Genomic DNA, 25,946 nt, shown 5'->3' with positions numbered 1-25,946 from the left:
CGCGCAAGGCCGATAAGCCTATCACGTCGGCCCGGGGCCGCGCAGCCCGGACGGCCTGCAGGCCTGTGAGCCAGCCGGTCGTGAAGCGGATACACCATCGGCAGGCGCCTGGCTGTCACCTCACGGCAGCGGCCTGGCAACAGCGTCAAAACGATCGCCCGCACCATCGACTGCAACCATCGCGCAGTCGCGCGTCAGCGCATATCAGTGCGCACAGCTCGCGTCATGGACATGCGCATGACCGTGATTCAGCCGCAGATTGACCAGATGGGCAATGCCGACCAAAGCGCCGCCCAGCGTCATCACCACTGCGTGTGGCACCACCGAATGGTGCAGCGGGTCGTACAACAGACCCACCCAAAGCAGCGCCAGGCCAGGCAGCAGCAGCGCCAGCGCATGCAGCGCCTTGTGGCGGCGATACCCCAGGACCAGGCTGAAAAGACCCAGCAAGGTCACGAACACCACGATCGCCAGTTCGACGCCATCGCCCAGCCAGAACGACAACCCGAGCGACGGCGCCAGGGCCAGCACCAGCGGCAGTACCGCGCAGTGCACGGCGCACAGCAGCGACCCGGTCGCACCGAAGCGGTCTAGCAGATGGCGAAGTGTGGGCAGAGGCATGACTTCCAGCAGGTGCTCGCGGCGACGTGGAATAATATAACATCTTCCTTGTTCCAGGCCCGCACCACTGCATCGCGCAGAGCGGGGCTTGCCGTCGGCGCAGCAGGCAAACTGCGCCATCCTATTGATATATAGTAACAATTAGAGAGTCCGATCCACATGGCCCCCACGCTCATCCCCTCGCTGCGCCGCTCCGCTCTATCACTGGCACTGACCAGTCTGTTGACTCCTGCCCTGGCCATGGCCGAAGACGCACCGGACGTTGCCGACCCGCAGACGCCGCCGACATCGGACACCCGGCATGACGCCACCCATTCCAGCGGCCGGCACATCAAGGACCTGGACAAGGTGGTGGTCACCGCCAGCCCGCTGCGCGATGCGGCCGGCGAGCTGAGCCGCCCGGTCGAGGTGCTGGCAGGCGAGCGTCTGGATGAGGTGCGCAGTTCGAGCCTGGGCGAGACCGTGTCCAGCCTGCCGGGCGTGCAGAGCTCCAACTTCGGTCCCGGCGTCGGCCGGCCGATCATCCGCGGCCTGGACGGCCCGCGCGTGGCGGTGCTGCGCGATGGCCTGTCCACCCAGGACGTGTCCACCGTCAGCCAGGACCATTCGCCGGCCATCGAGCCGTTTCTGGCCAACCAGATCGAAGTGTTGAAGGGCCCGTCCACGCTGCTATACGGCTCCGGCGCGATCGGCGGCGTGGTCAACGTGGTCGATGGCCGCATTGCCGAAACGCCGGTGGACGGCTTCAGCGGCCGCGCCGAAGTGCGCTTCGATGGCGGCGACAAGGACGGCAACACCGACATGTTCCGTGTCGATGCCGGCAACGGCAGCGGCCTGTCGATCCACGCCGATGGCGTGTACCGCAACCAGAACGATTACGACACCCCGCAAGGCCGCCAGCGCAATAGCTGGATCGACTCCAAGGTGGGCTCGATCGGCGCCTCGCTCTCCGGCGATTGGGGCTTTGTCGGCCTGTCGGCCTCGCGCTTCCGCGACAACTATGGCAACCCCGGTGAGCCGGGCGACCCGTCCCTCGGCGAGCGTGGCGTGTCGTTGAAGCTGCAGCAGGACCGCTACGACCTCAAGGGCGGGTTGACCGATCCGTGGGGCGAAGGCAGCGCGCTGCGTTACAGCTTCGGCCATACCGACTACGCACACACCGAGTTCGAAGGCACCGAAGTCGGCACCGTGTTCACCAAGCGCGCCAACGAAGGCCGCGTGGAAGCCTCGTTCACCTTTGGTGGCGGCTGGCAGACCGCGTTCGGCCTGCAAGGCAGCGATACCACCTTCCAGGCAGTGGGCGAAGAATCCTTCGTCCCCAAGACCGATACCCGTTCGCTCGGCGCATTCGCCGTGGCGCGCAACAGCTGGGAGCGTGTCACCGCTGAAGTCGGTGCGCGCGTGGACAAGGTCAAGTATCAGACCGACATCGGCGTGGACCGCGATTTCACCCCGACCAGCTTCTCGGCCAGCGGCGGTTTCCGCTTCAACGAGCAGTGGCGCCTGACCGCCAACCTGGATCACGCTGAGCGCGCACCGGCCGAAGAAGAACTGTTCGCCAACGGCCCGCATATCGCCACGCTCGCTTTCGAGATCGGCGATGCGAATCTGAAGACCGAAAAGGCCAACCAGGCCGAGCTGGGGCTCAACTTCCAGAACGAATGGGTGGATGCCAAGGTGGCGGCGTACTACAACCGCTACAACGACTTCGTCTACATCGTCGACACCGGCAATCAGTGGTTCAACGCAGAAGACAACGACTTCCTGCCGATCCGCCAGTGGACGCAGGCCGATGCGATCTTCCACGGCTTCGAAGGCGAAGCGACGTTCCACCTGGCCAACAACGACACCGGCGCATGGGACCTGCGCGTGTTCGGCGATACCGTGCGTGCACGCCTGAAGGACGGCGACAATCTGCCGCGCATCGCGCCGGGCCGTTTCGGTGCGCAGATGCGCTGGAATGCCGATGCATGGCGCGCCTCGATTGGCGCCACCCGCACCATGAAGCAGGACAAGGTGGCGGTGAACGAAACCCCGACCGATGGCTACACCTTCGTGGATGCGCATCTGGCGTATCACGTGGACCGCGGCAGCAATGCGTGGGAAGTGTTTCTGGACGGCAACAACCTGACCAATCAGGACGCACGCGTGCACACATCCTTCCTCAAGGACGATGTGATGTTGCCTGGCCGCAGCGCCTCGTTCGGCGTGCGGATGTTCTTCTGACAGCGGTCTCTCTCCCCCGCTGAGTAGAAGCGAGGCCGCCTTCGGGCGGCCTTTTTTGTGTGGGGTTGTCGATCGGTTGCCGATCGGATTGCCGCGCTTGGGATGTAGTGCTTGTCGCAACCCGAATCGCACGGACGGGCCGGCACCGGGACAACGCCGACGCGTTGTGCAGCCTTCATTGCACAGCGGTAGTCCCTGTGTAACAGCGCTGGCTGTTTCGCAACACCGGTGGATCTTGTCCTCGGAGCTTGATATGGCAGTGCGCGCTCTACCGCGCGAACCGGTCACGGTCATGCGTGGTCGCGCCCGGGTGCGCTCCTACGTGGCTGGTTGGGGGACTACAACATTGTGGAAAAGCGCGGTTGCTTGGGAAGCTGCAGCACGGCTGGCCACTTGTAGATAAGTGCATATACACGCAATATGCGCACATCCTGCGGAGCGCGTTCATGTCCAGCACTTCCAACTGCACCTGCTTTCATTTGCGCCGGGCGGCGCGTCGGATGTCGCAGCTGTACGACCATGCGCTGGCACCGGTGGGGCTGAGCCTCAACGCGTATTCGATCCTGCGCCGGCTCGATACAGCGCAGTCGCTGGGCACGCTGGCACAGGCCTTGGGCATGGACCGCACCACCCTCACCCGCAATCTCAAGCCTTTGCTTGCCGCTGGATGGATCACCACTCAGCGCGGCGAAGATGCCCGGCAAACGTGGCTGATCCTGAGCCGCAGCGGCCGTGGGTTGCTGCGGCGCGCACAACCGCACTGGCTCGCCGCACAGCAACGCATCGAGACGCTGTTCGGTGCAGCGCCCACCGCGCAGCTGCATGCCACGCTGGACCGCCTGGACGCCGTGCTGGATACCGCCACATGAGCGCATCGGCGACAGCGCGCGCCGGTGCGCAATGGGGCCTGCTGCTCACCGCCTCGGCGATGCTGATGCTGACCATGGGCGCGCGCCAGACCACCGGGCTGTTCGTCGAGCCGATCCATCGGCAGACCGGCATCGGTATCGCCTCGATCAGCTTCGCGCTGGCGATCGGGCAATTGGTCTGGGGCGCGGTGCAACCGGTGTTCGGTGCAATCGCCGATCAGCGCGGGCCGCTGCCGGTGCTGCTGTTCGGCGGCGTGTTGCTGTCGTTGGGATTGGCGCTGACGCCGTGGCTGGCCAGCGAATGGGGCTTGATCGTGTCGCTGGGCGTGTTGGCGGCAGCCGGTGCCGGCGCTGGCAGTTTTTCAGTGTTGATCGGCGCCACCGCGAGTCGCATCGCACCGGAACGGCGTTCGTTTGCGGCCGGATTGATCAATGCCGGCGGTTCGCTGGGCCAGTTCGTCTTCGCCCCGTTGGTGCAGGTGATGATCGGCGCGGCCGGCTGGGCCAAGGCGATGCTCGGCCTGGCGTTGGTGTCGCTGCTGACCTTGCCGCTGGCCTGGCCGTTGCGCCGCGTGCCATCCGCAGCGGGCAGCGCATCTGTGCGCGCGGCCGATGACATCGGTCTGCGCGCGCAACTAAGTCTGGCGGTACGCGACCGCAGTTATTGGTGCCTGCATCTGGGCTTTTTCACCTGCGGGGTGCATATCGCCTTCCTGGTCACGCATCTGCCCGGCGAGGTGGCGCTGTGCGGGTTGCCGGCCAGCGTCTCGGCAGTGTCGATCGCGCTGATCGGCCTGTTCAATGTGGCCGGCAGTCTGGTCGCCGGCAAGCTGGGCGAACGCGTGCGCATGAAGTGGTTGCTATGCGCGATGTATGCCAGCCGCGCGGTGCTGATCGGCGTGTACCTGCTCGCACCGCCCACACCGCTGACGTTCTATCTGTTCGCTGCGGCGCTAGGCTTCACCTGGCTGGCAACGGTGCCACCGACTGCGGGATTGATCGGCAAGCTGTTCGGTCCGCGCTACATGGGCACGTTGTTCGGCCTGACCTTGCTCTCGCACCAGCTCGGCGGTTTCTTCGGCGCCTGGCTGGGCGGAGTGGTGCTGGAACACAGCGGCGACTACAGCTGGATGTGGTACGGCGACATGGTGCTTGCGGTTGCGGCCGCGCTGATCAACCTGCCGATTCGCGAAGCGGCGCCGCTGCGCACTGTTGCCGCGACATAAGACGCGCGTAGAACAACGCAATCATCTTCGGCACGCTGCGCGCAGCAGCGATCGCGCGTGGTTGCCACTGCATGCGTTCGAGTCAACATGCGCGCCAAGAGCCGCTAACAAAACGTAGCGAGCCGTCGTCAGTTTGGTGCGGCGACGCGGAGGAATCGGGATGTATGCGTGGCACACGCCGCAGCGAGCATCAGCTGCGTCCGCCTGGCAGCTGCACACCCGTTTCCCGAGCTGCCCTAGCGCCGCTCGATCCATGCGTACGCTCGCGCATCACGCACACGTCGATCGCTGCATGCGTTGACGCGGCGCACAACAGCTTTTATGCGCGACTCCGTTAGAACAGCAACACGCGCTGTGCAGGCTTGTTGCACCATCGATGCATTCCTGTGCGGCAAGTCACTTTTTCAGGCAGCAAGCCGTCCACTGCGACGGGATCTACCGGTTGCTGCGACAGAAGGAAATCATCATGACTTCATCCATGCCCCGCTACGCGTTATCGCTGACCATCGCCACCTTGCTTGCGCCGATGGCGCACGCGCAGACCGCACCGCAAGAGACAACCAAGCAGGACGCCACCACGCTGGATGCGGTGATCGTCAGCGGTACCGCGCGCTTCAAGGGATTGGCCAAGCGCGATGCCAGCTTTTCGATCACCACCGCCAGCCCCGAACAGATCCAGCAAGCGGTGCCGCAGAGCACTGCCGACCTGTTGAAGATCGTACCGGGCGTGTGGGCCGAGCCCAGCGGCGGCGGCACCGGTGCCAACATCTTCGTGCGTGGTATGCCTTCCGAAGGCGACGCGCCGTTTGTGACCATGCAGTTGGATGGCTCACCGCTGTTTCCGCCGCCGACCCTGTCGTTTCTGGAGAACTCCACGCTGTTCCGCGTCGACGACACCGTCGAGCGCATGGAAGTGCTGCGTGGCGGCTCCAGCCCGATCTTTTCCAACGGGCAACCCGGGCTGACGGTCAACTTCATCCAGAAAAAAGGCCAGGACGAGCCGGAGGGCAGCGTGCGGCTGACCGGCGGCAACAATGATTTGCGCCGCATCGATGTGTTCAACAGCGGGCCGATGGGCAATGGCTGGTACTACAGCGTGGGCGGCTTCTTTCGCGAAACCGATGGCGTGCGCGACCCGCAGTTTTCTGCCGACAAGGGCGGCCAGTTCAGCGCCACCTTGAGCAAGCGTTGGGACAGCGGCGAGCTGTCGTTCTATGCGCGTCATACCGACGACAACAACGCCTTCTACACCGCCATTCCGCTGCTGTCGCGCAATAACGGCAACGACTTGTCCAGCTTCCCTGGCTTGAATGCGCAGACCGGCACCTTGCTCGGTCGCGATTTCCGCAACGTGGATCTGCTGGTCGGGCCGAACGGTGAGACCGTGCAACGCGACCTGGCCGATGGGCGCGGTGTCAACATCGATGTATTCGGCGGCGAACTGAACTGGGAAATCGGCGACTGGACCATTGCCGACCGCTTCAACGTGATGAGCGGCAGCGCGCCGACCTATGCATTGTTCACCGGCGATGCACCTCTGCGGTTGAGCGATTTCATTGCTGGCTATGGCAGCAGCGGTAGCGCGACCTATACCAATGGCGGCGGCGCCGTCGACCCGAATCAACAAGTGCTCGAAGCCGGCTGGTGGTCGGTGGACAAGCGCCTGAATTCCTTTACCAACGATCTGCGCTTGAGCCGCGAGCTGTTTGCCGGCAATACCTTGACCGTGGGCGCGTACTACGCCAAATATTCCTCGGCCGATACCTGGTACCTGGGCAACACCATGTTGCTCACCGCACAGAACAACGCGCGTCGCATCGACGTGGCATTGGACGATGGACGCCAGGCCACGCGCCAGGGCTTCACCAGCACCGCGTTCTTGAATCTGCGCGCCAACTACGACGGTGAAAACATCGCCGCCTTCGTGGCTGACGAGTGGGAACTCAACGATCGGCTGCGCCTGGACCTGGGCGCACGCTACGAGCGCCAGAGCGTAACCGGCAATGTGCACGACACCAGCACGGTGGACCTGGATGGCAACCCCGCCACCTTGTACGACAACGCCACCTCGCTGGCCTTGGCGACCACACGTCGCATCGATCAGGACGACGAGGCGTTCTCGTGGACGGCCGGCTTGAACTTCAAACTCAATGACAGCAATAGCCTGTTCGCGCGCGTCAACTCGGGTGTGAAGTTTCCCGGCTTCGACAACCTGCGCGATGGTCAGAACCGCGTCCAGGAAGTGGACCAGTACGAGCTTGGCCTCAAGTCCGGTGCCAGCGCCTACGATCTGTATCTCACCGCGTTCTACAACACGTTCAAGAATTCGCCGTTCCAGGCATTCCTGGCCAATGGCGATAACTTCACCGCCGTTGGCGATTCGCGCGCGCGCGGCCTGGAGGTGGAAGGCGCGATCCGCCCGTTCGGTGGCTTCGAGCTGGCCGGTACCGGGGTATGGCTGGATGCGAAATACCGCAACTATCGCGAGTTCACCGGCAACCAGGTGATGCGCCAACCCAAGCGGCAGTTCCGGCTCACACCGAGTTATTACTGGATGCTGCCGTTCGGCGATCTCAAGGTATTTGCCACGTACTCCTACATCGGCGATCGCTTTGCCGATCTGGCCAACAGCCAACGCCTGCCCTCCTACGACATGGTCGATATCGGCGCCAATCTGCATGTGGGCGAGCATTGGGAAGTGACCGCCAGCGGCAGCAACGTCACCGATACGCTGGGGCTCACCGAAGGCAACGTGCGCGTGCCGGGTGCGGCGACCGGCGGTGTGTTCATGGGCCGGCCGATTGCCGGGCGGCAGTACCAGATGTCGGTGGCGTATCGCTGGTAGCTGACAGGTTCAAGACATCGCAGCATCAAGGCGTCGATCCCGGGGCACGCGCGGGATCGACGCCTTTTCTATTGCGACAGCCCATGCTGTCACCGGGCCGGCACGTCCCTACGCTGCATTGAACGATGCGGGTGACATGGATGTCGGCCCAGGCGCCGTTGGCCGCGCGCCCTCATAAAGCATCTCAGTCCTGAATCGTATGGCATCGCATCACTGCGACAGATGCGCATGAACGTCGCAATCTGCGCAGTGCGCCGACCCGGATGCGAAGCGGACCCACGCATCGTGATGCGTTGTGCCTATTGGCACGCAATACATTTCACACTATTGCGGCCAATTCCGCGGCCGAAAACTTCGCTTTGCGCGCGTGAATACGCATGCCTGGCATAAATTGCGCAACCAGTCACGCGACTGTCTTCTGGCGCTCAGCTTGCGAGCGCGGAATGGGCCCTCTTTAATCGAATCGCTGCCACTGCATTCGCATTGCCAGCGTCGGCTGCGCGGACGCGCACAGGGGAGCCGACTGATGACCCGGTCGCATCCATCCAGCGTTTCGGATCGATGCGTTTCACTGGCTCTTTCGGGATACATGGACATGGACCCTGTTACTGCTTCTTCGCGTTGTTCTCCTGCACGTCTCATCCGATCCCACCTGACCCTGACTGCGTGCTGGCACTGCCAAGCGCATCTGTTCGGCGCTGCCTGATCGGTTTTGCTCGCCGCGGCCGCTGCCGCGTGGATTCACCTAGACGTCCCCTGATGCTTCTGATTCGGGCTCGATAGGCACCGCCCGAATCTGTTGAAGCCGTTGCACTGGCCGATTGTCTGATCGGCCGGAGGGGAACTGTGTCGCGTCGATCGTGCCTACCCTTGACTGGACTAAAACGGAATGAACTCTTATCGCAGGCGCCCTCTCGCGCTGTTGATCGGTGCCTTACTGATCACAGGCGCGTCACTCCCCGCACTGGCCGATACGCCAGTGACCGCGGCCACCATCACCGCCAACTCCACTGCCACCACCACTGCCAGCTCCAAGGGCAACGATCCACTGCTGCGCTACCAATGGCACATTTCCAATCAGGGACAGGCCGTGATCGCCGACAGCCGCCCGGTGCCCGGCGTCGATATGGATGTGGACATCCTGCATTCGCTGAACATCCGCGGCCGTGGCGTACGCGTCGGTGTGGTGGATGACGGACTGGAATTGGCGCATGAAGACATGTCCGAAAACATTCTGCCCAACGGGTCCTACAACTTTGGCGACGGCTCGCACGACCCCACGCCGATCGATCCGGGTAGCGGCCACGGTACCTCCGTGGCCGGCATCATCGGCGCGGTCGGCTGGAACGGCCGCGGCGGGCGCGGGGTGGCGCCGGACGTGCTGCTGGCAGGATTCGACTTCCTGGCACGCGATTCGTCCAGAAACTACGCAGCCGTCCTTTACGCATGGGGTGAGGGACCGGAGGGACGCAATATCGATGTATTCAACAACAGCTGGGGAACGAATGCATCGTTCTACCTCGATTTTACTCGGGCAGAGCAACGCTCCTGGGAAACATTGATGCGCTCGACCCGCAGCGGTCTTGGCGGCATCTACGTCAAGTCGTCAGGCAACAACTTCCAAGATTTCCTGATCGACGATGCGGAAGGCAATACCATCGATCTGTGCCCTGACACGACACGCGCATTGAATGTCGGTTGTACGCTGAACAACATCGAGGCGATCAACAGTCTGGTTGGCACCATCGTGGTCGGCAGCGTTAACGCGAAGGGAGTGCGTTCGTCGTACTCCACGCCCGGCTCAGCGCTCTGGATCTCCGGAATTGGCGGCGAATACGGATATCAGCGCAAGTTCGCTCCAGACATCGACCTTCGGACTATTTACGACCCGGCGATTGTCACCACCGACCTGAGCGGTTGCTCTGCAGGTTCCAACTTCGACGGCCTCACACCTATCAATGCCTTGGACACCAGTGGCTCCAAGATCGATGGATCGTGCAACTACAACGCCATCATGAACGGCACTTCCGCAGCGGCTCCTACCGTTTCCGGCGTCGCGGCGCTGATATTGAGTGCCAACCCCAGACTGAGCGCACGCGATGTCAAATACATCCTGGCCACCACTGCACGCCAGATCGACCCCTGGCAGCCGCGTGCGGTCTACCAGGGCAGCGTGATCGACCCGGGCTGGATCACCAATGCCGCCGGACACCGCTTCAGCAATTGGTACGGGTTCGGCTTGGCCGATGGCGCGGCAGCCGTCTACAAGGCGAGCTACTTCACGCCACTGCCACCCATGCGCGATACGCAATGGGTCGCGTCCACCAATCCGCCCAGCCAGATCGGCGGGCCGGCACGGCCGGGCACGCTGCGCATCCGCATCACTCAGGCGATGAAGATCGAAGCAGTGCAGTTGTCGTTGCAGTCTGCGCATCTGACGCCGAGCAATCTGCGCGTGGTGCTCATCTCGCCCGGCGGCACCCGCAGTGTGGTGGCCACGCCGTTCTCGGTCCTGGACCCCGCGGCCTATGCCAAGACCGGCTTCTACATCGACCTCACCTCCAGCAATGCGTTTCTGGACGAGTCCTCGCTCGGCACCTGGACACTGGAAGTCACCGACATGACCGAACCCACCAAGACCGCCGCGCTCAAGTCCTTCAACCTTCGCATCGTGGGGCACTGACATGAAGATCGCGCTTATTGTTTCCTTGTTGATGGGCTGCAGCGTTGCAAGCGGCGTTGCGCATGCAGCGCAATCGACCGATCCACAGGCCCTGCTGGCGGCGGCTACCGGTACACGCTTCCGCTCCGGAACGGACACGTTCCGCATGTTGACTGCCACGGTCATCGAGCAGAAGACATCCGCTGTCGGTGCCAAGCGGAGAGTGGGGCCTGGCAGCGTTGCGCCTGCGGGATCTGCCGCGCCGCCGCCGGGCAGCAAGGTGATCGCACGCATCGGCAGCTTCCTGGTGGTGCTTGATCCGCCTGCCGGCGCGGCGCGCAATCAACCCGGCGCGTCCACGCACACGCTCGCCGCCGCAGTGAACGAGCGGACCGACCGGGTGGTGCTGGTCAGGCCGCAGGTGAAGCTGACCGGCACCACACCTGCCACAGCGACCACGGCGGCCAGAGGGACCGGCGGCAACATCGTCTACGCCTCCCAGGTGAATGGTGATGCGGTGATCGCCTATGCCTCGATCGAGCAGGCACAACGCGCAGCGACCCAGCTGCAGGCCAGTCGCGGTATTGCGCAGGCATCGCTGGTAGTGACGCAGGCGATCATGCAACCGATGTGAGTTTCCAGGGCGCAGGCAGACACCTGCGCCCCTTCTCACAGGCGTGCTGTCACCGGCGCCATCTCCGCAGTTCCCCTTTACTGATGAGACGTCATGATGATTCTTTCTTCGCGGCGCTGTGCGCTGCCGTCTGCGCTGCTGCTGGCACTGTGCCTGTGCAGCGGTGCTGCCACTGCAGATGAGGTCGTCGCGCAGAACGCCGCACAGGCAGCGGCCAGGCCGAAAATGCAAGGCGACGACCCGCTGTTCCGCTACCAATGGCATCTACTCAATCAAGGCCAGCCGGTGTTCGGCGATGGACGCCCGCTGCCCGGCGTGGACCTGGACGTGGAGATCCTGCATGCGCAGGGCATCCGCGGTGCGGGCGTCAACGTGGCGGTGATCGATAACGGCCTGGAGATTGCGCACCCGGACCTGGTCGACAACATCCTGCCCAACGGTTCGCACAATTTCTTGAACGGTTCCAACGACCCTACGCCGCGTGCGGATGACATCGATGGCGATCATGGCACCGCAGTGGCAGGCATCATCGCTGCGCGGGGTTGGAACGGCATCGGCGGGCGCGGCATTGCCCCGGAAGCCAAGCTGGCCGGCTTCAACGCCGGTGACACCACTGATGGCAGTACCCAGTACGTCAACAACCGCTACTCCTGGGGCGACGGGCCCGAAGCGCAGGTCATGGATGTCTACAACAACAGCTTCGGGGTCTCGGCCGCCGTCTATCAATACAGCGACCTCGACGAACAACGCTCCCTGGAGAAGCTGATGCAGGCCCAGCGCGGCGGCAAGGGCGGCATCTACGTCAAATCGTCGGGCAACTCGTTCAATACGCTGATCGATACGGATGCGCAGGGCAAGCTGATCGATCGCTGCAGCGACCAGACCCGGCAGCTTGGCGTTGCCTGCAGCAGTGCCAACGTCGACAACATCAACAGCCTGACGACCATGATCGTGGTCGGTGCAGTCAATGCCAACGGCGTGCGTGCCAGTTACTCCTCTCCCGGGTCTGCATTGTGGGTGTCCGGACTCTCTGGCGAGTATGGCTTTCAGCGTCGCTTCGACCCGCATCCGGAGACCTTTAAGGAGCTCTATGGCATCGTCAATGCCCAGGGTCCGCAGCCATTCTTCTCGCCTGCGATCGTCACTACCGATTTGAGCGGTTGCAGCGCCGGCAACAATCGCGACCGCACACGCGCGATGCAGAATGCCTTGGATACCAGCAAGTCCAAGATCGATGCATCGTGCAATTACACCGCACGCATGAACGGCACCTCGGCCTCCGCACCCACCGTCGCAGGCGTTGCCGCCTTGATGCTGAGCGCCAACCCGCAATTGACGCTGCGCGACGTCAAGTACCTCCTGGCGACCACCGCAGTGCAGGTCGATCCACAACAACCCAAGGTGCTCTACAACGGCAGTGTGATCGAGCCTGGCTGGATCACCAATGCGGCCGGCCACCGTTTCAGCAACTGGTATGGATTCGGCCTGGTGGATGCGGCCGCGGCAGTGGAACGCGCCGTGCATTTCACCTCGCTGCCGGCGATGAAAGACACCGAGTGGAAGGTCTACGACGGCAAAAGCAGCACCATCGGCGGTGCTCGCTCACCCGCAAAACTGGCGATCGACATCAGCCAATCCTTCAAGGTGGAAGGCGTGCAGCTGTACTTCCTGGGCACGCATAAGGATCCGCGCAACCTGCGCGTGGTGCTGGTGTCGCCCAGCGGCACCCGCAGCACCGTGATGACGCCATTTTCCACGCTCGACAAGAGCGATGAAGGCGTGGTGGTGTTCCTGACCTCAAGCAATGCCTTCCTGGACGAGCCCTCTGCCGGGCGCTGGACCCTGGAGGTGGCCGACATGCTCGCCGACAACGGCAAGCAACAATTGAAGGAATTCGAAATGCGCGTGGTGGGCCACTGACATGAAGACAGCTCTGATTGCCTTACTCGGTATTGTTGCAGCCAGCGTTTGCGTTCCCGCGTCGGCACAAGTAAACGAGCGCGCAAGCCTGCGCGCTGCGGCGACCGGGCAAACCATTGTGGTGGGCCATGCCAGTTTCCGCTTGATTCCTGGCGCGGTGGTGCGGGTTGCCGACGCTGCGCGCGCCACTGCAAGCACGCAGCCGCTGCAGAACGCGCAAACCAGCGCGGATACGCCAATTGCACGCTTCGATCGCTACGCGATCTATCTCGACAGCACGGGTCACGCACGCACCGCAGGTGCACAACAACCGGCAACCATCGCAGCAGCGCTGGAAACGCGGAGTGGCCAGCTGGCATTGTTGGGCGCCTCGATCAAGTTGTTCGACACCACGCCTGCCATCGCGCGGGCCTTGGCAACGCGCACGGGCGGCAAGGTGATCTATGCCTCGGCCATCGATGGCAGCGCGATGATCGGCTACGACTCGGTAGCAGCTGCATTGGACAACTGCGCACAATTGCAGGGCAGCAAGGGCGTGGGCGCGATCAAGCCTGAGGTGATTCCGCGCGCGGCACGGCCGTTGTGATGCGGCCACGGTGATGCACGCCACGCTGTCGCCAGCGGGCGGCAGCGTGGCGCGATGGCGCAGCCCGCGTTACACCGGCAGCGGGTTGCGTTCGGCAAAGTGGCCACGCCAGTACGGGTAATACGGATAAGGCGGCTCCACCGCACTCACTGCATCCAGGAGCGTGCGCTGCTCGGGCGTGAGTTGCCAACCCACCGCCCCCAGGTTCTGCCGCAGCTGTGCTTCGTCGCGCGCACCGATCAGCACCGTGCTCACGGTGGGCCGTTGCAGCAGCCAGTTGATGGCGATCTGCGGCACGCTGCGGCCGGTGTCTGCGGCAATGCCGTCGAGCACATCGACGATATCGAACAGGCGTGCATCGTCGATCGCCGGGCCGGCGGTGGCGGTGGCATGCAGGCGGCTGTTGTCAGGCAGCGGTTGACCGCGACGCAGCTTGCCGGTCAGCCGGCCCCAGCCAAGCGGGCTCCAGACCACCGCGCCGATGACCTGGTCGATACCGAGCGGCATCAACTCCCACTCGTAGTCGCGCCCGGCCAGCGAGTAATAGGTCTGATTGGCAACAAAGCGGCTCCAGCCCTGTGCATCGGCCATGGCCAACGATTTCATCAGCTGCCAACCGGCGTAATTGGAAGCGCCCAGATAACGCACCTTGCCTGCGCGCACCAACTCATCGAGCGTGGACAGGGTTTCTTCCACCGGCGTCATCGCATCGAATGCATGCAGTTGCAGCAGGTCGATATAGTCGGTGCGCAAACGGCGCAGCGACGCATCCACCGCACGCAGCAAACGGAAGCGCGATGCACCGGCATCGTTAGGCCCATCGCCCAGGCGCAAACCGGTCTTGGTCGAGACAATCACCTGATCGCGGCGGCCCTGCAGCGCCTGGCCAAGAATCTCCTCAGAGGCGCCGTCGGAATACACATCGGCGGTGTCGAACAGGTTCAGGCCCGCCTCAAGGCACAGATCGATCATGCGCCGCGCCTGCGCCACATCGGTATCGCCCCACGCAGAGAACAGCGGCCCCTTGCCGCCGAAGGTACCGGTGCCCAGACCGAGCACCGGCACCTTGAAGCCGGAACGGCCGAGAAAACGTGTGTCCATTGCAATGCTCCTTGGAACCGAAAGAAAACCCGCGCGCAATGCCGGTCGATCCGACACCACGCGGTGCCAGGCACGACGCTCTGCTCACCGATCACCCGCGCAATGACCGCACGCCTGCCGATAGCGCGGTCTGCGCGCTACGCCTGAAGAATCGAATCAACCCACCTGCGCGCATGTGTCCGGCGCAGCGGCGCGACGGCGTTGCAGATGCACGCTCCACAACGCGATGCCCAGGCCAACGGCGCTCAACAGCGCGGCGACCCACGGAGTAGCGACCAGGCCGGCGTGCGTGGCGATCGCCACACCGCCCAGCCAGGCACCCAGCGCGTTGCCAAGGTTGAATGCGGCGATATTGAGACTGGAGGCCAGGTTCTGGCCGGCACCGCGTGCATGTTCGAGCACACGCAATTGCAGCGGCGCCACGGTGGCGAAGGCGGCCACGCCCAGCAGCCCGACAACCACCACCATCGCGGTCTTGTTGTGCAGGGCCAGACCCATCGTAGCGAGCACCGCCACCAGCGTGGCCAATGTGCCCAGCAACGCGGCAGTGGCGCGCCGGTCGGCCAGGCGCCCGCCCAGCAGATTGCCCACGATCATGCCGACACCGAAGACCAGCAAGACCGGCGACACCGCCGCCTGCGCGAACCCGGTCACCTGCACCAGCAGCGGCTGGATGTAGGTGAACACCGCCAACACGCCGGCATAGCCCAGCACCGTCATCGCCAGCGCCAGCAACACCTGCCCGCGCCGCAACACCGCCACTTCCTGTCGCCATGACACCGGCGCGGCCGCACCTGCGGCGGCCGGCACCCACAGCGCCACCGCAGCCGTGGCCAGCACCCCGATCACCGTCACCGCCCAGAAGGTGGCCCGCCAGCCCAGTTGCAGGCCGAGCCATGCACCGGCCGGCACGCCCAGCAGGGTGGCCACGGTGAGGCCGGCAAACATCAACGAGATGGCCGAGGCACGCCGCTCGGGCGGCACCAGGGAGGTGGCCACCACCGCGCCGACGCCGAAGAACGTGCCATGCGCCAGCGAGGTCAGCACCCGCGCGACCATCAGGCTGGCGTAGTCGGGCGCCAGGGCACAGGCGAGATTGCCCAGGGTGAAGACGACCATCAGGCTCACCAGCACGGCCTTGCGCGGCCAGCGAGCGCTGAGCAACGTGAGCACCGGCGCGCCGATGCTCACGCCCAGCGCATAGCCGCTGATCAACAGGCCGGCCGCGGTGAGCGAAACGTCCAGGTCGGTGGCGACCTGCTGCAACAGGCCCATGATGACGAATTCGGTTGTTCCGATACCAAAGGCACCGATGGTCAACGCCAGCAGGGCTGGCGGTAGACGGGACGCAGCAGCAGAAGACATGACAGAAACCCTGGAGAACTGCGCACAGCCTGCGCCGCGCGATCCTCTTCAAGAAGCCTTGTTATGCTGATTCACTTTCAAGGCTACGTTGACAATGTATGGACCGTCTCGGTGATATCGCGCTGTTCCTGCGCGTGCTGGACCTGGGTTCGATCACCGCCGCCGCCCACACCCTGGACCTGTCGGTGGCGGTCGCCAGCCAGCGCCTGAAGCGGCTGGAACGCGACCTCGGCGTGCGCCTGCTGCACCGGACCACCCGCCGTCTGCATCCCACACCGGAAGGGCAGCAACTGGCGGCGCGCGGCCGGGTGCTGGTGGACGACCTGGAAGCGCTGGCCGACGACTTGCGCGAGAGCGCCAACGATGTCGGCGGGACCTTGCGGGTCACGCTGTCGGCCTCGTTCGGGCTTCAGTACATTTCCCCGCTGCTACCCGCCTTCCAGGCCCGCCACCCGCGCCTGCGCATCAGCGCGCATCTGAGCGACGACCTGGTGGGCCTGGTCCAGCAGGGCTTCGACCTGGCCATTCGCATCGGCGCGCTGGACGACTCCGGCCTGGTGGCCAGGCGCATCGCCGACAACCGCCGCACGTTGGCCGCCTCGCCTGCGTATCTGCAGCGGCACGGCACACCGCGCACTCCAGAAGAATTGATGCAGCATCCAGGCGTGCTGCTGATGGGCCGTACTGGCCGCCAGGACCTGTGGACCCTGCAGACACCGGAAGGCGGCGAGGTACGGGTGCGCATGCAGAGCCGCTTCGAAAGCAACTTCGGCGAACTGGTGCGCGATGCGGTGCTCGCCGGGCAAGGCATCGGGATGTATTCGTACTGGCATATCGCCGACGACCTGCACGCCGGCCGTTTGGTCGAAGTGATGACCGATTACCCGCCTCCCACCTCGCAGATCAGCGCCGTGATGCCCGCACGCCAGCTGCAGCCGCCGCGGGTGCGTGCGTTTGTGGAGTTTCTGCTCGAACACTTCGGCCAAACACCGCCATGGGAATCGGATTCGGGCGCATGAGCGCCGGCATGACGGCCCGCTAAAGATCGTGTGCGTCGTCCTCCAGCGCGGCGATGATCGCCGAGGTCTGATCCGGCGTCCCGCCGTTGCGCGGCCTTTTACCCTTGCCCGCGATGCCGCGCAGTGGCGTGGCGTCAGGCCGCGATGGAATGTTGCGCGCATGCCGCACGCTAGGTTTTCCGCCTGCAGACTTGGGCCAACTGTGTACGCAACGCGGCCAGGGTGCCGGCGGTGCGAACGCCTTATTTCCCGCTGCGCTGCAGGCGTTTGCTCAACGCGCGGCGCTGGGCCTCGCTGAGCAGATGTCCTTGCGTGCGCAGCAGGCCGATGATCTGCTGGTGCGCCAGCTGCGTGCGCCTGGCAAGCTCGGCGGTTGCCGCCTGCTCGATCGCCTTCCAGTCGGCAGGGGTGGAGGGAGCAGCTAGGGATGGGGGTTTTGCAGGCATGACGATCGGAGCACCGGAGACAGGTCGCAAGAATACGGAATGTGCGTGAGTGATCGATCAGCGGCATTGGCTTGATGGCTGCGGCCGCACCGCCACGCGCAAGGATCCGCGGCATTGTCGAGTCTGCCATTGATGGGCGCACCACGGCGTCCCTTGTAGGATCGCGCTACCGCGGCCGTGCCGCACAGCGCTAGCGCACGAGCGTTCCGCATGCCCTCCGCCACCGCCGACCTGACCGACATCCTGCTGCGCCACGCGCCGGCCGACGGCATGCACGCCACGCCGATCGCCGGGCTGCATGTGATGCGCAGCGCCGTCGCCACCGACGCCATCCCCACCGTCTACACGCCGATGCTGTGCCTGGTGGCGCAGGGCCGCAAGCGCGCGATGCTGGGCGCGCAGGCCTATCACTATCATCCGCAGATGTATCTGGTGGCGTCGGTCGATCTGCCCATCGTCGGTTCGGTGATCGAGGCCAGCGCCACGCATCCGTACCTGTGCTTCTGCCTGGACCTGGACACTGCCGTGCTCAGCGAGCTGGCGATCCACCATGCGGAACTTGCCGAGCCGCAACGCGACACCACAGCCGCCGGTCTATTGCTCAACCGCAGCACACCGCAGCTGTACGACACCGCGGTGCGGCTGGCAGGCCTGCTCGACCGACCGCAGGAGATCGCCGCGCTGGCACCGCTGGTGACGCGCGAACTGCTGTATCGCCTGATGGCAGACCCCGCCAATGCGGTAGTGCGCCAGATGGCGATTGCCGATAGCCGCCTCAACCAGATTTCCAAGGCCATCGTGTGGTTGCGCGAGCACTACGCACAGCGTTTCAGCATCGAACAGATCGCCGATCTGTCGGCGATGAGCCGCTCTACCTTCCATGCACACTTCAAGACGGTGACCTCGATGACACCGCTGGAGTACCGCTCGCATCTGCGCGTGCACGAGGCGCGCCGGCTGATGGTGGCTGACGCGCTCACCGCCGCCGATGCGGGGTTTCGGGTCGGCTATGAAAGCGCATCGCAATTCAGCCGCGACTACGCGCGCATTCTGGGCGAGCCGCCCGCACGCGATGCGCAGCGGTTACGCGCAAGCGCGCCCGACGCGACGGAAGCGGCGTGAGACTGCTGGCCTGACCTCGCTGCAGCCTCTTGCACGCGGACATCGCGCTGTGCTCGACATCTGCGCCGCCCAAGCAGCGATGCTGATGCAATAAGTAGGTGCCGTCGAAAACGGCAGACCCAGCACAGCAGCGTGATTGCTTACTCAATCGGCTTGGTACTGCGCCTCTGTCACCTGCTCGAGCCAGGTCACCGGCGAGCCATCCACCGATTCTGCGATGGCAATGTGCGACATCGCCACCGTCGCGTTTGCGCCGTGCCAATGCTTGACGCCCGGCGGAATCCACACGATGTCGCCGGGGCGGATCTCCTGCGCCGGCTTGCCCCATTCCTGCACCCGCCCCGCACCGGCGGTGACGATGAGCGTCTGCCCCAGCGGATGGGTATGCCACGCAGTGCGCGCGCCCGGCTCGAAGGTCACCGTGGCGCCGCCCACACGTGCCGGGGCATCGGCCTGAAACGGCGCATCGATACGCACCTTGCCGGTGAAGTAATCGGCCGGGCCCACGGCCGACGCCGCGCCGCCGGCACGGCTTACCTTGATCGGTGCCTGCGTCTGCCCCGCATGCTCCTCGCCACCCTGCCCCTCACCACCCGGAGCGGTGGTAGCGGCCATCATCGACAACGACATTGCAGTTGCGAACAGATTCATTGCAGTACTCCTTGAACGTAGTGAAACAACGTAGCGGTCGCTTGCCAGTCGACGCGCAGGGCGCCACTCAGATCGAAGCGAACCAGCAGCTGCTGCGCGATCGAGCAGCAACCGCATCGGTAGGGCAGTCGGCAGCAGAGCATCGCCCTGCCCCGCATCCGGTTGCCTGCACTGTAGCGCGCATGCGCGCCTGCACTCCCCCTGCAAATCTGCATGCAGCTAGAAACGCAGCGCATCAATGCGCCTGCGCTGCGGGCCGCCACGACATTGAGGCCATCACACGCCATCGCGCATGATGCTGGCCGCATGAATCGCATGCCTGGAGCGGGCACTGGCAGCAATGGCTCGGGAAAACCTCAACGACCTGCAGGTCTTCGTCACCGTCGCGCGCGAAGGCAGCTTCACCCGCGCTGCCGCGCAACTGGGCGTCTCGCAATCGGCGTTGAGCCATACCGTGCGTGCCCTGGAAACGCGCTTGGGCATCCGCTTGCTGACCCGCACCACGCGTAGCGTCTCAATGACCGAAGCCGGTGCGCGCCTGTTCGAAACGGTGGCGCCGCGGCTGCAGGAGATCGACGATGAGCTGTCCGCGCTGACCGACTTCCGCGACAAGCCGGCCGGCACCATCCGCATCACCAGCGCCGGCCACGCCGCCGATGCCTACGTGTGGCCGGCGCTTTCGAAAGTGCTGCCCGACTACCCGGACCTCAGGATCGAAGTCACCGTGGATTACGGTCTGGCCGATATCGTGGCCGAGCGCTACGACATCGGCATCCGCTTGGGCGACCAGGTGGCCAAGGACATGATTGCAGTGCCGATCAGCCCGCCGCAGCGCATGGCGGTGGTCGCGGTGCCAACCTACTTCGTGCATCACACCATCCCGGCCGTTCCGGCCGATCTGGCGCAGCACAACTGCATCGGCCTGCGCCTGCCCACCCACGGTGGGTTGCTGGCCTGGGAGTTCGACAACGCCGGGCGCGAGGTCAAGGTGCGCGTGGACGGGCAATGGACCTTCAACAGCAGCAGTGCGATGTTGCGCGCCGCATTGGCCGGCGCGGGTATCGCGTATCTGCCGGAATCCATGGTGCTGGAGCACATCGCCGCCGGCCAGCTGCGCCGCGTGCTGGAGGACTGGTGCGAGCCATTCGAGGGCTATTACGCCTATTACCCCAGCCGCCGTCAGTCCTCGGCGGCATTGCGCGTGGTGATCGATGCGCTACGGCAAGGTCTGACGCGCTGATAAGCACGTTTCGATAGGAGCATGCGTGCGCGCGACGAAGCCTTCCCGCAACCGCCCATCGCGCCCAGGCATGCTGCTACGCGGGATCGCTGCTAAAACCCGCTGGGCGTCTCGCGTTTACGTTGCGCCGTCGGATGTGCCGCCACCGGACGATAGGCACGCAAGAACAGCGACACCGCGCCGCTGATATAGGCCGCTTGCTGTAAGGCGCGGTCATGCGATGCCGTCTCGCGTGACGCCGCATTGGCCGGCAGCCCGGTCATCAGCCCGAAGAAATGCCCCGATGCGTCCGGCAGGTTGTCGATCGCCAACGCACTTTTGTCCACCTCACGCGCCAACAGCGAGTGCATCATGCGGTCGTAGCGCTCGAAGCACAGCATCCACATCTCCTCGCGCATCTGGCTGGGCACTAGCGGCGGTCGCACCAGCCCGTAGGCGGTATCGTCCGGCGCACTGCGGCTTGCAACGTTTAGTAGCGCATTGGCAACGGCAATCAGGCGCTGATCCAATGGACCACGCGCCTGCAGCAGCACGTCCCAATGACTGCGCGGGGCATGCGCCAACGTTTCGAGCGTGGTGCGGAACAACACCTCCTTGGAAGCGAAATACGCGTACACCGTGGCCTTGGACACCAGCGCATGGCGGGCAATGCTGTCCATGCTGGTGCGGTCGAAGCCGTCATGTTGAAACAGCGCACGCGCCGCCGCCAGGATCGCGCTACGTTTGCCGGATAGCGAACGCGCACGTGGCGGCGTATCACCGGACAGGCTGGCGTCACCCACGGGGCTGCGCTGTCGCGACGCTGGCCATCTCCGGTTCTGCGGTCTGTAACCAGCCGCCGCCCATCGCCTTGTAGAACGTCACCAGATTGGTGAAGCGCGACAACTGCGTGCCGATCAAGGTCTGCTGTGCGCTGTACAGCGAGCGCTGCGCATCCAGCGCCTGCAGATAACTATCGATACCGCGCTCGAAACGCGCCTGCGACAACCGATAGCTATCGGCAGTTGCATCGACCAATGCCTGCTGGGCCTGCAATTGCCGGCCCAGCGTGTCGCGTTGCGCAAGCGCGTCGGACACTTCGCGGAACGCGCTCTGGATGGATTTTTCGTAGCGGGCCACTTCGATATCGCGATTGGCCTTGGCCATGTCCAGGTTGGCGCGATTGCGCCCGGCGTTGAAGATCGGCAAGGTCAGCGACGGCACGAAGCTCCAGGCGCGGGTGCCCGAATCGAACAGGTTCGACAGGCTGCTGCTGGATGAGCCCAACGAGCCGGTGAGGCTGATGCTGGGGAAAAACGCCGCACGCGCTGCACCGATGTTGGCATTGGCCGCGCGCAGGTTGCGCTCGGCCTCCAGGATGTCCGGGCGACGTTGCAACAACTGCGAGGACACTCCTGCCGGCACGCTGGCCAGCACGTTGCCGTCCACACTGGCACCATCGGGTAACGCGCGCGGCAACAAGGCGTCCGGCATCTGCGTGCCGACCAGCAGCACCAGGGCATTGCGATCCTGCGCCACCTGCGCGGTATAGCGCTCCACATCCACGCGTGCGGTTTCCACCGTGGTTTGCGCCTGACGCAAGGTGAGCTGCGAGGCCACACCCAGCTCAAAACTGCGTTGCTGCAGGCGATAGCTATCGCTTTGGCTGCTCAAGGTGGACTGCGCCAGCTGCAGCGATGCCTGATCGGCGGCCAGGGTCAGATAGGCGGTGGCGACTTCGGCGACCAGGCTGATATGCGTGCTGCGGCGCGCTTCGGCGGTGGATAGAAATTGTTGCAGCGCCTGCTCCTTGAGGCTGCGCACGCGCCCGAACAGATCCAGTTCGTAGGCGCTGATGCCGACGTTACCGCTGTAGGTGCGGAACACCGCCGGCTGCCCTGGGATGGCCAGTTCGGACGGTGTGCGCGCATTGTTGGAGGTACCGGTGCCATCGATGGCCGGTACCAATGCAGCGCGCTGCACCCGGTATTGCGCACGCGCCACTTCGATATTGAGTGCGGCCACGCGCAGGTCGCGGTTGTTTTGCAGCGCCAGCGCGATCACCTGCTGTAACGCGGGGTCGGTGAAGACCTCGCGCCAGCCGATATCGGCCACGCTGCGCGCCTGTTCGGTTGCAGCGGCATCGGGCGTTGTGGTGGAACCGCCACCGGCAAAGTGGTCCGGCACCGGCGCGTCTGGGCGGGTGTAGCGCGGCATCATGGTGCAGCCAGACAGCACGCTGGCCACCGCGATCGCGGCAAGTGTCATGCGAATCGGTGTCATGTCAGTGTCCTGTCGGTTGCGGAGTAGCGGGCGTGGCAGGTTGCGCGCGGCGCTTGAATAACCCGCTGACCAGCACGAAGAACAGCGGTACGAAAAAGATCGCCAGCACCGTGCCGGACAACATGCCGCCGATCACCGCCGTGCCCAGCGCATGCTGCGCACCGGCACCGGCACCGCTGCCGAGCACCAACGGCACCACGCCCAGGATGAAGGCCAGCGATGTCATCAGGATCGGCCGCAAACGCATGCGCGCCGCTTCCAGCGCCGACTCGATCAGGCTCTTGCCGCTCTCGTGCAGCTCTTTGGCAAACTCCACGATCAGGATCGCGTTTTTCGATGCCAGGCCAATGGTGGTCAACAACCCCACCTGGAAGTACACGTCATTCATTTTCCAGGTCAGTATCGCGCCCAGCAGCGTGCCGAACACGCCCAGCGGCACCACCAGAATCACCGAGAACGGAATCGCCCAGCTTTCGTACAACGCGGCCAGACACAGGAACACGATCAGGATCGACAGGCCGTACAACAGGCCGGTCTGGCCGGTGGAGGATTTTTCCTGCCGCGACAACCCGGTCCACTCGAAGCCGATGCCCGGCGGCAATTTGGCCGCCGCCGCTTCCACGATCTGCATCGCTTCGCCACTGGACGCCGCGCCGGGCAGCGCCATGCCCAGGATCTCCACCGACGGCACGCTGTTGTAACGCTCCAGCCGCGGCGAGCCCGATTGCCAGCTGGCAGTCGCGAAGGCATTGAACGGCACCATGGTGCCGGCGCTGTTGCGCACGAACCAGCGGTCGACGTCCTGCGGGTTCATACGGTAAGGCGCGTCGGCCTGCAGCATCACCTTCTTGACCCGTCCCTTGTCGATGAAGTCGTTGACGTACACGCTGCCCCACGCACTGGCGAAGGTGTTGTTGATGTCGGCGATCGACACCCCCATCGCCTGCGCACGGTGCGGGTCGATCTCCAGCTTGAACTCGGGCGTATCTTCCTGCCCGTTCGGGCGCACCGCCACCAGGCGTTTGTCCTGCGACAGCTCGGCCAGCAACTGATTGCGCGCCTGCATCAAGGCGTCATGGCCCAGATTTGCGCGGTCCTGCAGCATCAGATCGAAGCCGGTGGCATTGCCCAACTCCGACACCGCCGGCGGCGCAAACGCAAACACCCTGGCATCGCGGATGCTGGCGAAAAAAGCGCCGGCCTTGCCGGCCACGTCGGTGACGCTCTGGCCCTTGCCGGTACGCTCGTCCCACGGACGCAGTTTGACGAAGGCAAACCCCACGTTCTGCCCGGTGCCGGCAAAGCTGAAACCGGACACCGCAAACACGCCTGACACCGAATCCTTCTGATCGACCAGGAAGTGATGCTCCACCTGTTTGAGCACCTCGTTGGTCCGCGTATCGGTAGCACCGGGCGGCAACTGCACCAGCACGAACAACGTGCCCTGGTCCTCGTCCGGCAAAAAGCCCACCGGCAACTTCATGAAACCGAACACCACCAGCGCCAGCAACACCGCATAGGCCAGCATGTAACGCCAGCCCTTGCCAAGCATGTGCCGCACCACGCCTTGATAGCGGTGATTGCCGCGATCGAATACGCGGTTGAACCAGCCGAAAAAGCCGGTAGTGGCCATGCCATGGCCTTTGTGCACCGGCTTGAGCAAGCTGGCGCACAAGGCCGGGGTCAGGATCATCGCCACCAGCACCGACAAGGTCATCGCCGAGACAATCGTGATCGAGAACTGGCGGTAGATCACCCCGGTGGAGCCGCCGAAGAACGCCATCGGCACGAACACCGCCGCCAGCACCAGCGCAACACCGACCAGCGCACCGGAAATCTGGTCCATCGATTTGCGTGTGGCGTCCTTGGGCGACAACTGCTCCTCACCCATCACGCGCTCGACGTTTTCCACCACCACGATGGCATCGTCCACCAGCAGGCCGATCGCCAGCACCATCGCGAACATGGTCAGCGTATTGATGGTGAAACCGAAGACGGCGAGTACGCCGAAGGTGCCCAGCAACACCACCGGCACCGCAATGGTCGGAATCAAGGTCGCGCGGAAGTTCTGCAAGAACAGATACATCACCAGGAACACCAGCACTACCGCTTCGATCAAGGTGCGCACCACCTGCTCGATGGAGATGCGCACGAACGGCGTGGTGTCGTACGGCTTTTGCACCTTCATGCCCGGCGGGAAGAATTTCTCCTGTTCTTCCAGGCTTTTGTCGATGGCGCGCACCGTATCCAGCGCATTCGCACCGGTGGCCAGCTTGATCGCCAGACCTGCGGCCGGCTTGCCGTTATAACGGCCCACCGTGTTGTAGCTTTCGCTACCCAGTTCGATACGTGCCACATCGCGCAGCCGCACCTGCGCGCCATCGGCCTGCGTGCGCAGCAGGATGTTTTCGAATTGCTCGGCGGTCTTGAGCCGGGTCTGCGCGGTGATGGTGGCATTGAGTTGCTGGTTGGCCACCGCCGGCAACGCGCCGAGCTGGCCGGCCGACACCTGTGCGTTCTGCGCCTGGATGGCAGTGCGCACATCCACCGGGGTGAGATTGAAATTGCTCAGCTTGTCCGGGTCCAGCCAGACGCGCATGGCGTATTGCGAACCGAACAACGTGGTGTCGCCCACGCCTTCGACACGGCTGATGGTTTCCTGCACGTTGGCTGCCACGTAATCGGACAGGTCCGAGTCGCTCATGCTGCCGTCTTCGGAGGTAAAGGCCAGCACGTTGAGGAAATTGGTGGCCGACTTGGTCACCGTCACACCCTGCTGCTGCACTTCCTGCGGCAGCAACGGCGTGGCCAGCGACAACTTGTTTTGCACCTGCACTTGCGCGGTATCCGGGTCGGTACCGTTGTCGAAGGTCAGCGTAATGGTCACCGCACCGCTGGATTCGCTGGTGGAGGCCATGTAGCTGAGATGGTCCAGCCCCTTCATCTTCTGCTCGATGACCTGGGTGACGGTGTCTTCCAGCGTCTGCGCCGAGGCGCCCGGATAATTGGCGGTAATGGCGACGGCGGGCGGCGCGATGCTGGGGTATTGCGCAATCGGCAAGGTGGCGATGGACAGGATGCCGGCCAGCATCACGATGATGGCCAACACCCACGCAAAAATCGGACGGTCGATGAAAAAGCGTGCCATGTC

Annotated in this window: 19 protein-coding genes and 1 other RNA gene; 11 read left to right on the top strand and 9 right to left on the bottom strand. The window is 64.3% G+C overall.

Translation table 11 applies throughout. From position 1 onward, the window contains the following. Positions 1-204: 204 nt before the first annotated feature. Positions 205-621, bottom strand: a complete 417-nt coding sequence (locus ASF90_RS11535; RefSeq protein ID WP_055849856.1) for a MerC domain-containing protein — start codon at positions 619-621, stop codon at positions 205-207. A gap of 159 nt (positions 622-780) precedes the next feature. Here ASF90_RS11535 and ASF90_RS11530 point away from each other — a divergent pair, with 159 nt between their 5' ends. The 3 genes from ASF90_RS11530 to ASF90_RS11520 all read left to right on the top strand — a co-directional run bounded on the left by ASF90_RS11530 (position 781) and on the right by ASF90_RS11520 (position 4,942). Then, on the top strand, positions 781-2,847 hold the full coding sequence (locus ASF90_RS11530; protein WP_055849854.1) for a TonB-dependent receptor: 2,067 nt from the start codon (positions 781-783) through the stop codon (positions 2,845-2,847). A 446-nt stretch (positions 2,848-3,293) separates the two neighbouring features. Continuing rightward, a complete protein-coding gene (locus ASF90_RS11525; protein WP_055849852.1) occupies positions 3,294-3,716 on the top strand; it encodes a MarR family transcriptional regulator in 423 nt (140 codons plus the stop codon). Continuing rightward, complete coding sequence (locus ASF90_RS11520; protein WP_055849851.1) at positions 3,713-4,942, top strand: MFS transporter; 1,230 nt, start codon at positions 3,713-3,715, stop codon at positions 4,940-4,942. Before ASF90_RS11525 ends, ASF90_RS11520 begins: the two co-directional genes overlap by 4 nt. Before the next feature lie 102 nt (positions 4,943-5,044). On the opposite strand, the gene ASF90_RS22155 is transcribed toward ASF90_RS11520, so the two are convergent. Beyond that, positions 5,045-5,119, bottom strand: a non-coding RNA gene (locus ASF90_RS22155) — sX9 sRNA. A gap of 289 nt (positions 5,120-5,408) precedes the next feature. On the opposite strand from ASF90_RS22155, the gene ASF90_RS11515 reads away from it, so the two are divergent. The 5 genes from ASF90_RS11515 (at position 5,409) to ASF90_RS11495 (ending at position 13,589) form a co-directional block, all read left to right on the top strand. Beyond that, positions 5,409-7,787: a TonB-dependent receptor gene (locus ASF90_RS11515; protein ID WP_055850410.1), complete on the top strand. Its 2,379-nt coding sequence runs from the start codon at positions 5,409-5,411 to the stop codon at positions 7,785-7,787. An 889-nt stretch (positions 7,788-8,676) separates the two neighbouring features. After that, a complete protein-coding gene (locus ASF90_RS11510; protein WP_055849849.1) occupies positions 8,677-10,470 on the top strand; it encodes a S8 family serine peptidase in 1,794 nt (597 codons plus the stop codon). Between the two features lies 1 nt (position 10,471). Next, positions 10,472-11,083 carry a hypothetical protein gene (locus ASF90_RS11505; protein ID WP_055849847.1) on the top strand — a complete coding sequence of 204 codons (612 nt, stop codon included), beginning with the start codon at positions 10,472-10,474 and terminating at the stop codon, positions 11,081-11,083. Positions 11,084-11,218: 135 nt separating this feature from the next. Further along, the gene (locus tag ASF90_RS11500; protein WP_330218879.1) at positions 11,219-13,003 is read left to right on the top strand and encodes a S8 family serine peptidase; all 1,785 of its coding nucleotides are present in this window, start codon (positions 11,219-11,221) and stop codon (positions 13,001-13,003) included. A gap of 1 nt (position 13,004) precedes the next feature. Then, positions 13,005-13,589: a hypothetical protein gene (locus tag ASF90_RS11495; RefSeq protein WP_055849845.1), complete on the top strand. Its 585-nt coding sequence runs from the start codon at positions 13,005-13,007 to the stop codon at positions 13,587-13,589. A 69-nt stretch (positions 13,590-13,658) separates the two neighbouring features. On the opposite strand, the gene ASF90_RS11490 is transcribed toward ASF90_RS11495, so the two are convergent. Both ASF90_RS11490 and ASF90_RS11485 read right to left on the bottom strand, forming a co-directional pair. Further along, on the bottom strand, positions 13,659-14,690 hold the full coding sequence (locus ASF90_RS11490; RefSeq protein WP_055849843.1) for an aldo/keto reductase: 1,032 nt from the start codon (positions 14,688-14,690) through the stop codon (positions 13,659-13,661). Between the two features lie 156 nt (positions 14,691-14,846). Further along, positions 14,847-16,055 (bottom strand): MFS transporter, encoded by a 1,209-nt coding sequence (locus ASF90_RS11485; RefSeq protein ID WP_055849841.1) that lies wholly within the window; start codon positions 16,053-16,055, stop codon positions 14,847-14,849. Positions 16,056-16,153: 98 nt separating this feature from the next. On the opposite strand from ASF90_RS11485, the gene ASF90_RS11480 reads away from it, so the two are divergent. Beyond that, the gene (locus tag ASF90_RS11480; RefSeq protein WP_055849839.1) at positions 16,154-17,074 is read left to right on the top strand and encodes a LysR family transcriptional regulator; all 921 of its coding nucleotides are present in this window, start codon (positions 16,154-16,156) and stop codon (positions 17,072-17,074) included. Positions 17,075-17,316: 242 nt separating this feature from the next. On the opposite strand, the gene ASF90_RS22150 is transcribed toward ASF90_RS11480, so the two are convergent. Then, complete coding sequence (locus tag ASF90_RS22150) at positions 17,317-17,520, bottom strand: hypothetical protein (protein ID WP_082473495.1); 204 nt, start codon at positions 17,518-17,520, stop codon at positions 17,317-17,319. 210 nt (positions 17,521-17,730) lie between these two features. Between ASF90_RS22150 and ASF90_RS11470 the strand changes: the two genes are divergently transcribed. Beyond that, positions 17,731-18,642 carry an AraC family transcriptional regulator gene (locus tag ASF90_RS11470; RefSeq protein ID WP_055849835.1) on the top strand — a complete coding sequence of 304 codons (912 nt, stop codon included), beginning with the start codon at positions 17,731-17,733 and terminating at the stop codon, positions 18,640-18,642. A gap of 144 nt (positions 18,643-18,786) precedes the next feature. Here ASF90_RS11470 and ASF90_RS11465 read toward each other — a convergent pair whose 3' ends face one another. Continuing rightward, a complete protein-coding gene (locus tag ASF90_RS11465) occupies positions 18,787-19,293 on the bottom strand; it encodes a cupin domain-containing protein (RefSeq protein ID WP_055849832.1) in 507 nt (168 codons plus the stop codon). 340 nt (positions 19,294-19,633) lie between these two features. Between ASF90_RS11465 and ASF90_RS11460 the strand changes: the two genes are divergently transcribed. Next, positions 19,634-20,533: a LysR family transcriptional regulator gene (locus ASF90_RS11460; RefSeq protein ID WP_055849830.1), complete on the top strand. Its 900-nt coding sequence runs from the start codon at positions 19,634-19,636 to the stop codon at positions 20,531-20,533. 92 nt (positions 20,534-20,625) lie between these two features. On the opposite strand, the gene ASF90_RS11455 is transcribed toward ASF90_RS11460, so the two are convergent. From ASF90_RS11455 to ASF90_RS11445, 3 genes are read right to left on the bottom strand one after another with little or no spacing between them, the layout of a single operon-like run. Beyond that, positions 20,626-21,300, bottom strand: a complete 675-nt coding sequence (locus tag ASF90_RS11455; protein ID WP_055850406.1) for a TetR/AcrR family transcriptional regulator — start codon at positions 21,298-21,300, stop codon at positions 20,626-20,628. Between the two features lie 7 nt (positions 21,301-21,307). Continuing rightward, positions 21,308-22,795, bottom strand: coding sequence for an efflux transporter outer membrane subunit (locus ASF90_RS11450; protein WP_055849827.1), 1,488 nt, complete (start codon positions 22,793-22,795; stop codon positions 21,308-21,310). 1 nt (position 22,796) lies between these two features. Next, positions 22,797-25,943 (bottom strand): efflux RND transporter permease subunit, encoded by a 3,147-nt coding sequence (locus ASF90_RS11445; protein ID WP_055849826.1) that lies wholly within the window; start codon positions 25,941-25,943, stop codon positions 22,797-22,799. Positions 25,944-25,946: the final 3 nt, after the last annotated feature.

Origin of the sequence: Xanthomonas sp. Leaf148 (genome assembly GCF_001423585.1) — a bacterium.
GTDB lineage: Bacteria > Pseudomonadota > Gammaproteobacteria > Xanthomonadales > Xanthomonadaceae > Xanthomonas.
Note: the sequence above shows the minus strand (reverse complement) of the source record. Positions and strands in the feature narration are given on the sequence as shown.

Bases quoted from the DNA above. Each gene is read 5' to 3' on its own strand.
- ASF90_RS11450 (WP_055849827.1), bottom strand. From the start codon at position 22,795: ATGACACCGATTCGCATGACACTTGCCGCGATCGCGGTGGCCAGCGTG.
- ASF90_RS11485 (WP_055849841.1), bottom strand. From the start codon at position 16,055: ATGTCTTCTGCTGCTGCGTCCCGTCTACCGCCAGCCCTGCTGGCGTTG.
- ASF90_RS22150 (WP_082473495.1), bottom strand. From the start codon at position 17,520: ATGCCTGCAAAACCCCCATCCCTAGCTGCTCCCTCCACCCCTGCCGAC.
- ASF90_RS11525 (WP_055849852.1), top strand. From the start codon at position 3,294: ATGTCCAGCACTTCCAACTGCACCTGCTTTCATTTGCGCCGGGCGGCG.
- ASF90_RS11505 (WP_055849847.1), top strand. From the start codon at position 10,472: ATGAAGATCGCGCTTATTGTTTCCTTGTTGATGGGCTGCAGCGTTGCA.
- ASF90_RS11520 (WP_055849851.1), top strand. From the start codon at position 3,713: ATGAGCGCATCGGCGACAGCGCGCGCCGGTGCGCAATGGGGCCTGCTG.
- ASF90_RS11535 (WP_055849856.1), bottom strand. From the start codon at position 621: ATGCCTCTGCCCACACTTCGCCATCTGCTAGACCGCTTCGGTGCGACC.
- ASF90_RS11460 (WP_055849830.1), top strand. From the start codon at position 19,634: ATGGCTCGGGAAAACCTCAACGACCTGCAGGTCTTCGTCACCGTCGCG.
- ASF90_RS11490 (WP_055849843.1), bottom strand. From the start codon at position 14,690: ATGGACACACGTTTTCTCGGCCGTTCCGGCTTCAAGGTGCCGGTGCTC.
- ASF90_RS11470 (WP_055849835.1), top strand. From the start codon at position 17,731: ATGCCCTCCGCCACCGCCGACCTGACCGACATCCTGCTGCGCCACGCG.
- ASF90_RS11530 (WP_055849854.1), top strand. From the start codon at position 781: ATGGCCCCCACGCTCATCCCCTCGCTGCGCCGCTCCGCTCTATCACTG.
- ASF90_RS11465 (WP_055849832.1), bottom strand. From the start codon at position 19,293: ATGAATCTGTTCGCAACTGCAATGTCGTTGTCGATGATGGCCGCTACC.
- ASF90_RS11480 (WP_055849839.1), top strand. From the start codon at position 16,154: ATGGACCGTCTCGGTGATATCGCGCTGTTCCTGCGCGTGCTGGACCTG.
- ASF90_RS11495 (WP_055849845.1), top strand. From the start codon at position 13,005: ATGAAGACAGCTCTGATTGCCTTACTCGGTATTGTTGCAGCCAGCGTT.
- ASF90_RS11515 (WP_055850410.1), top strand. From the start codon at position 5,409: ATGACTTCATCCATGCCCCGCTACGCGTTATCGCTGACCATCGCCACC.
- ASF90_RS11445 (WP_055849826.1), bottom strand. From the start codon at position 25,943: ATGGCACGCTTTTTCATCGACCGTCCGATTTTTGCGTGGGTGTTGGCC.
- ASF90_RS11510 (WP_055849849.1), top strand. From the start codon at position 8,677: ATGAACTCTTATCGCAGGCGCCCTCTCGCGCTGTTGATCGGTGCCTTA.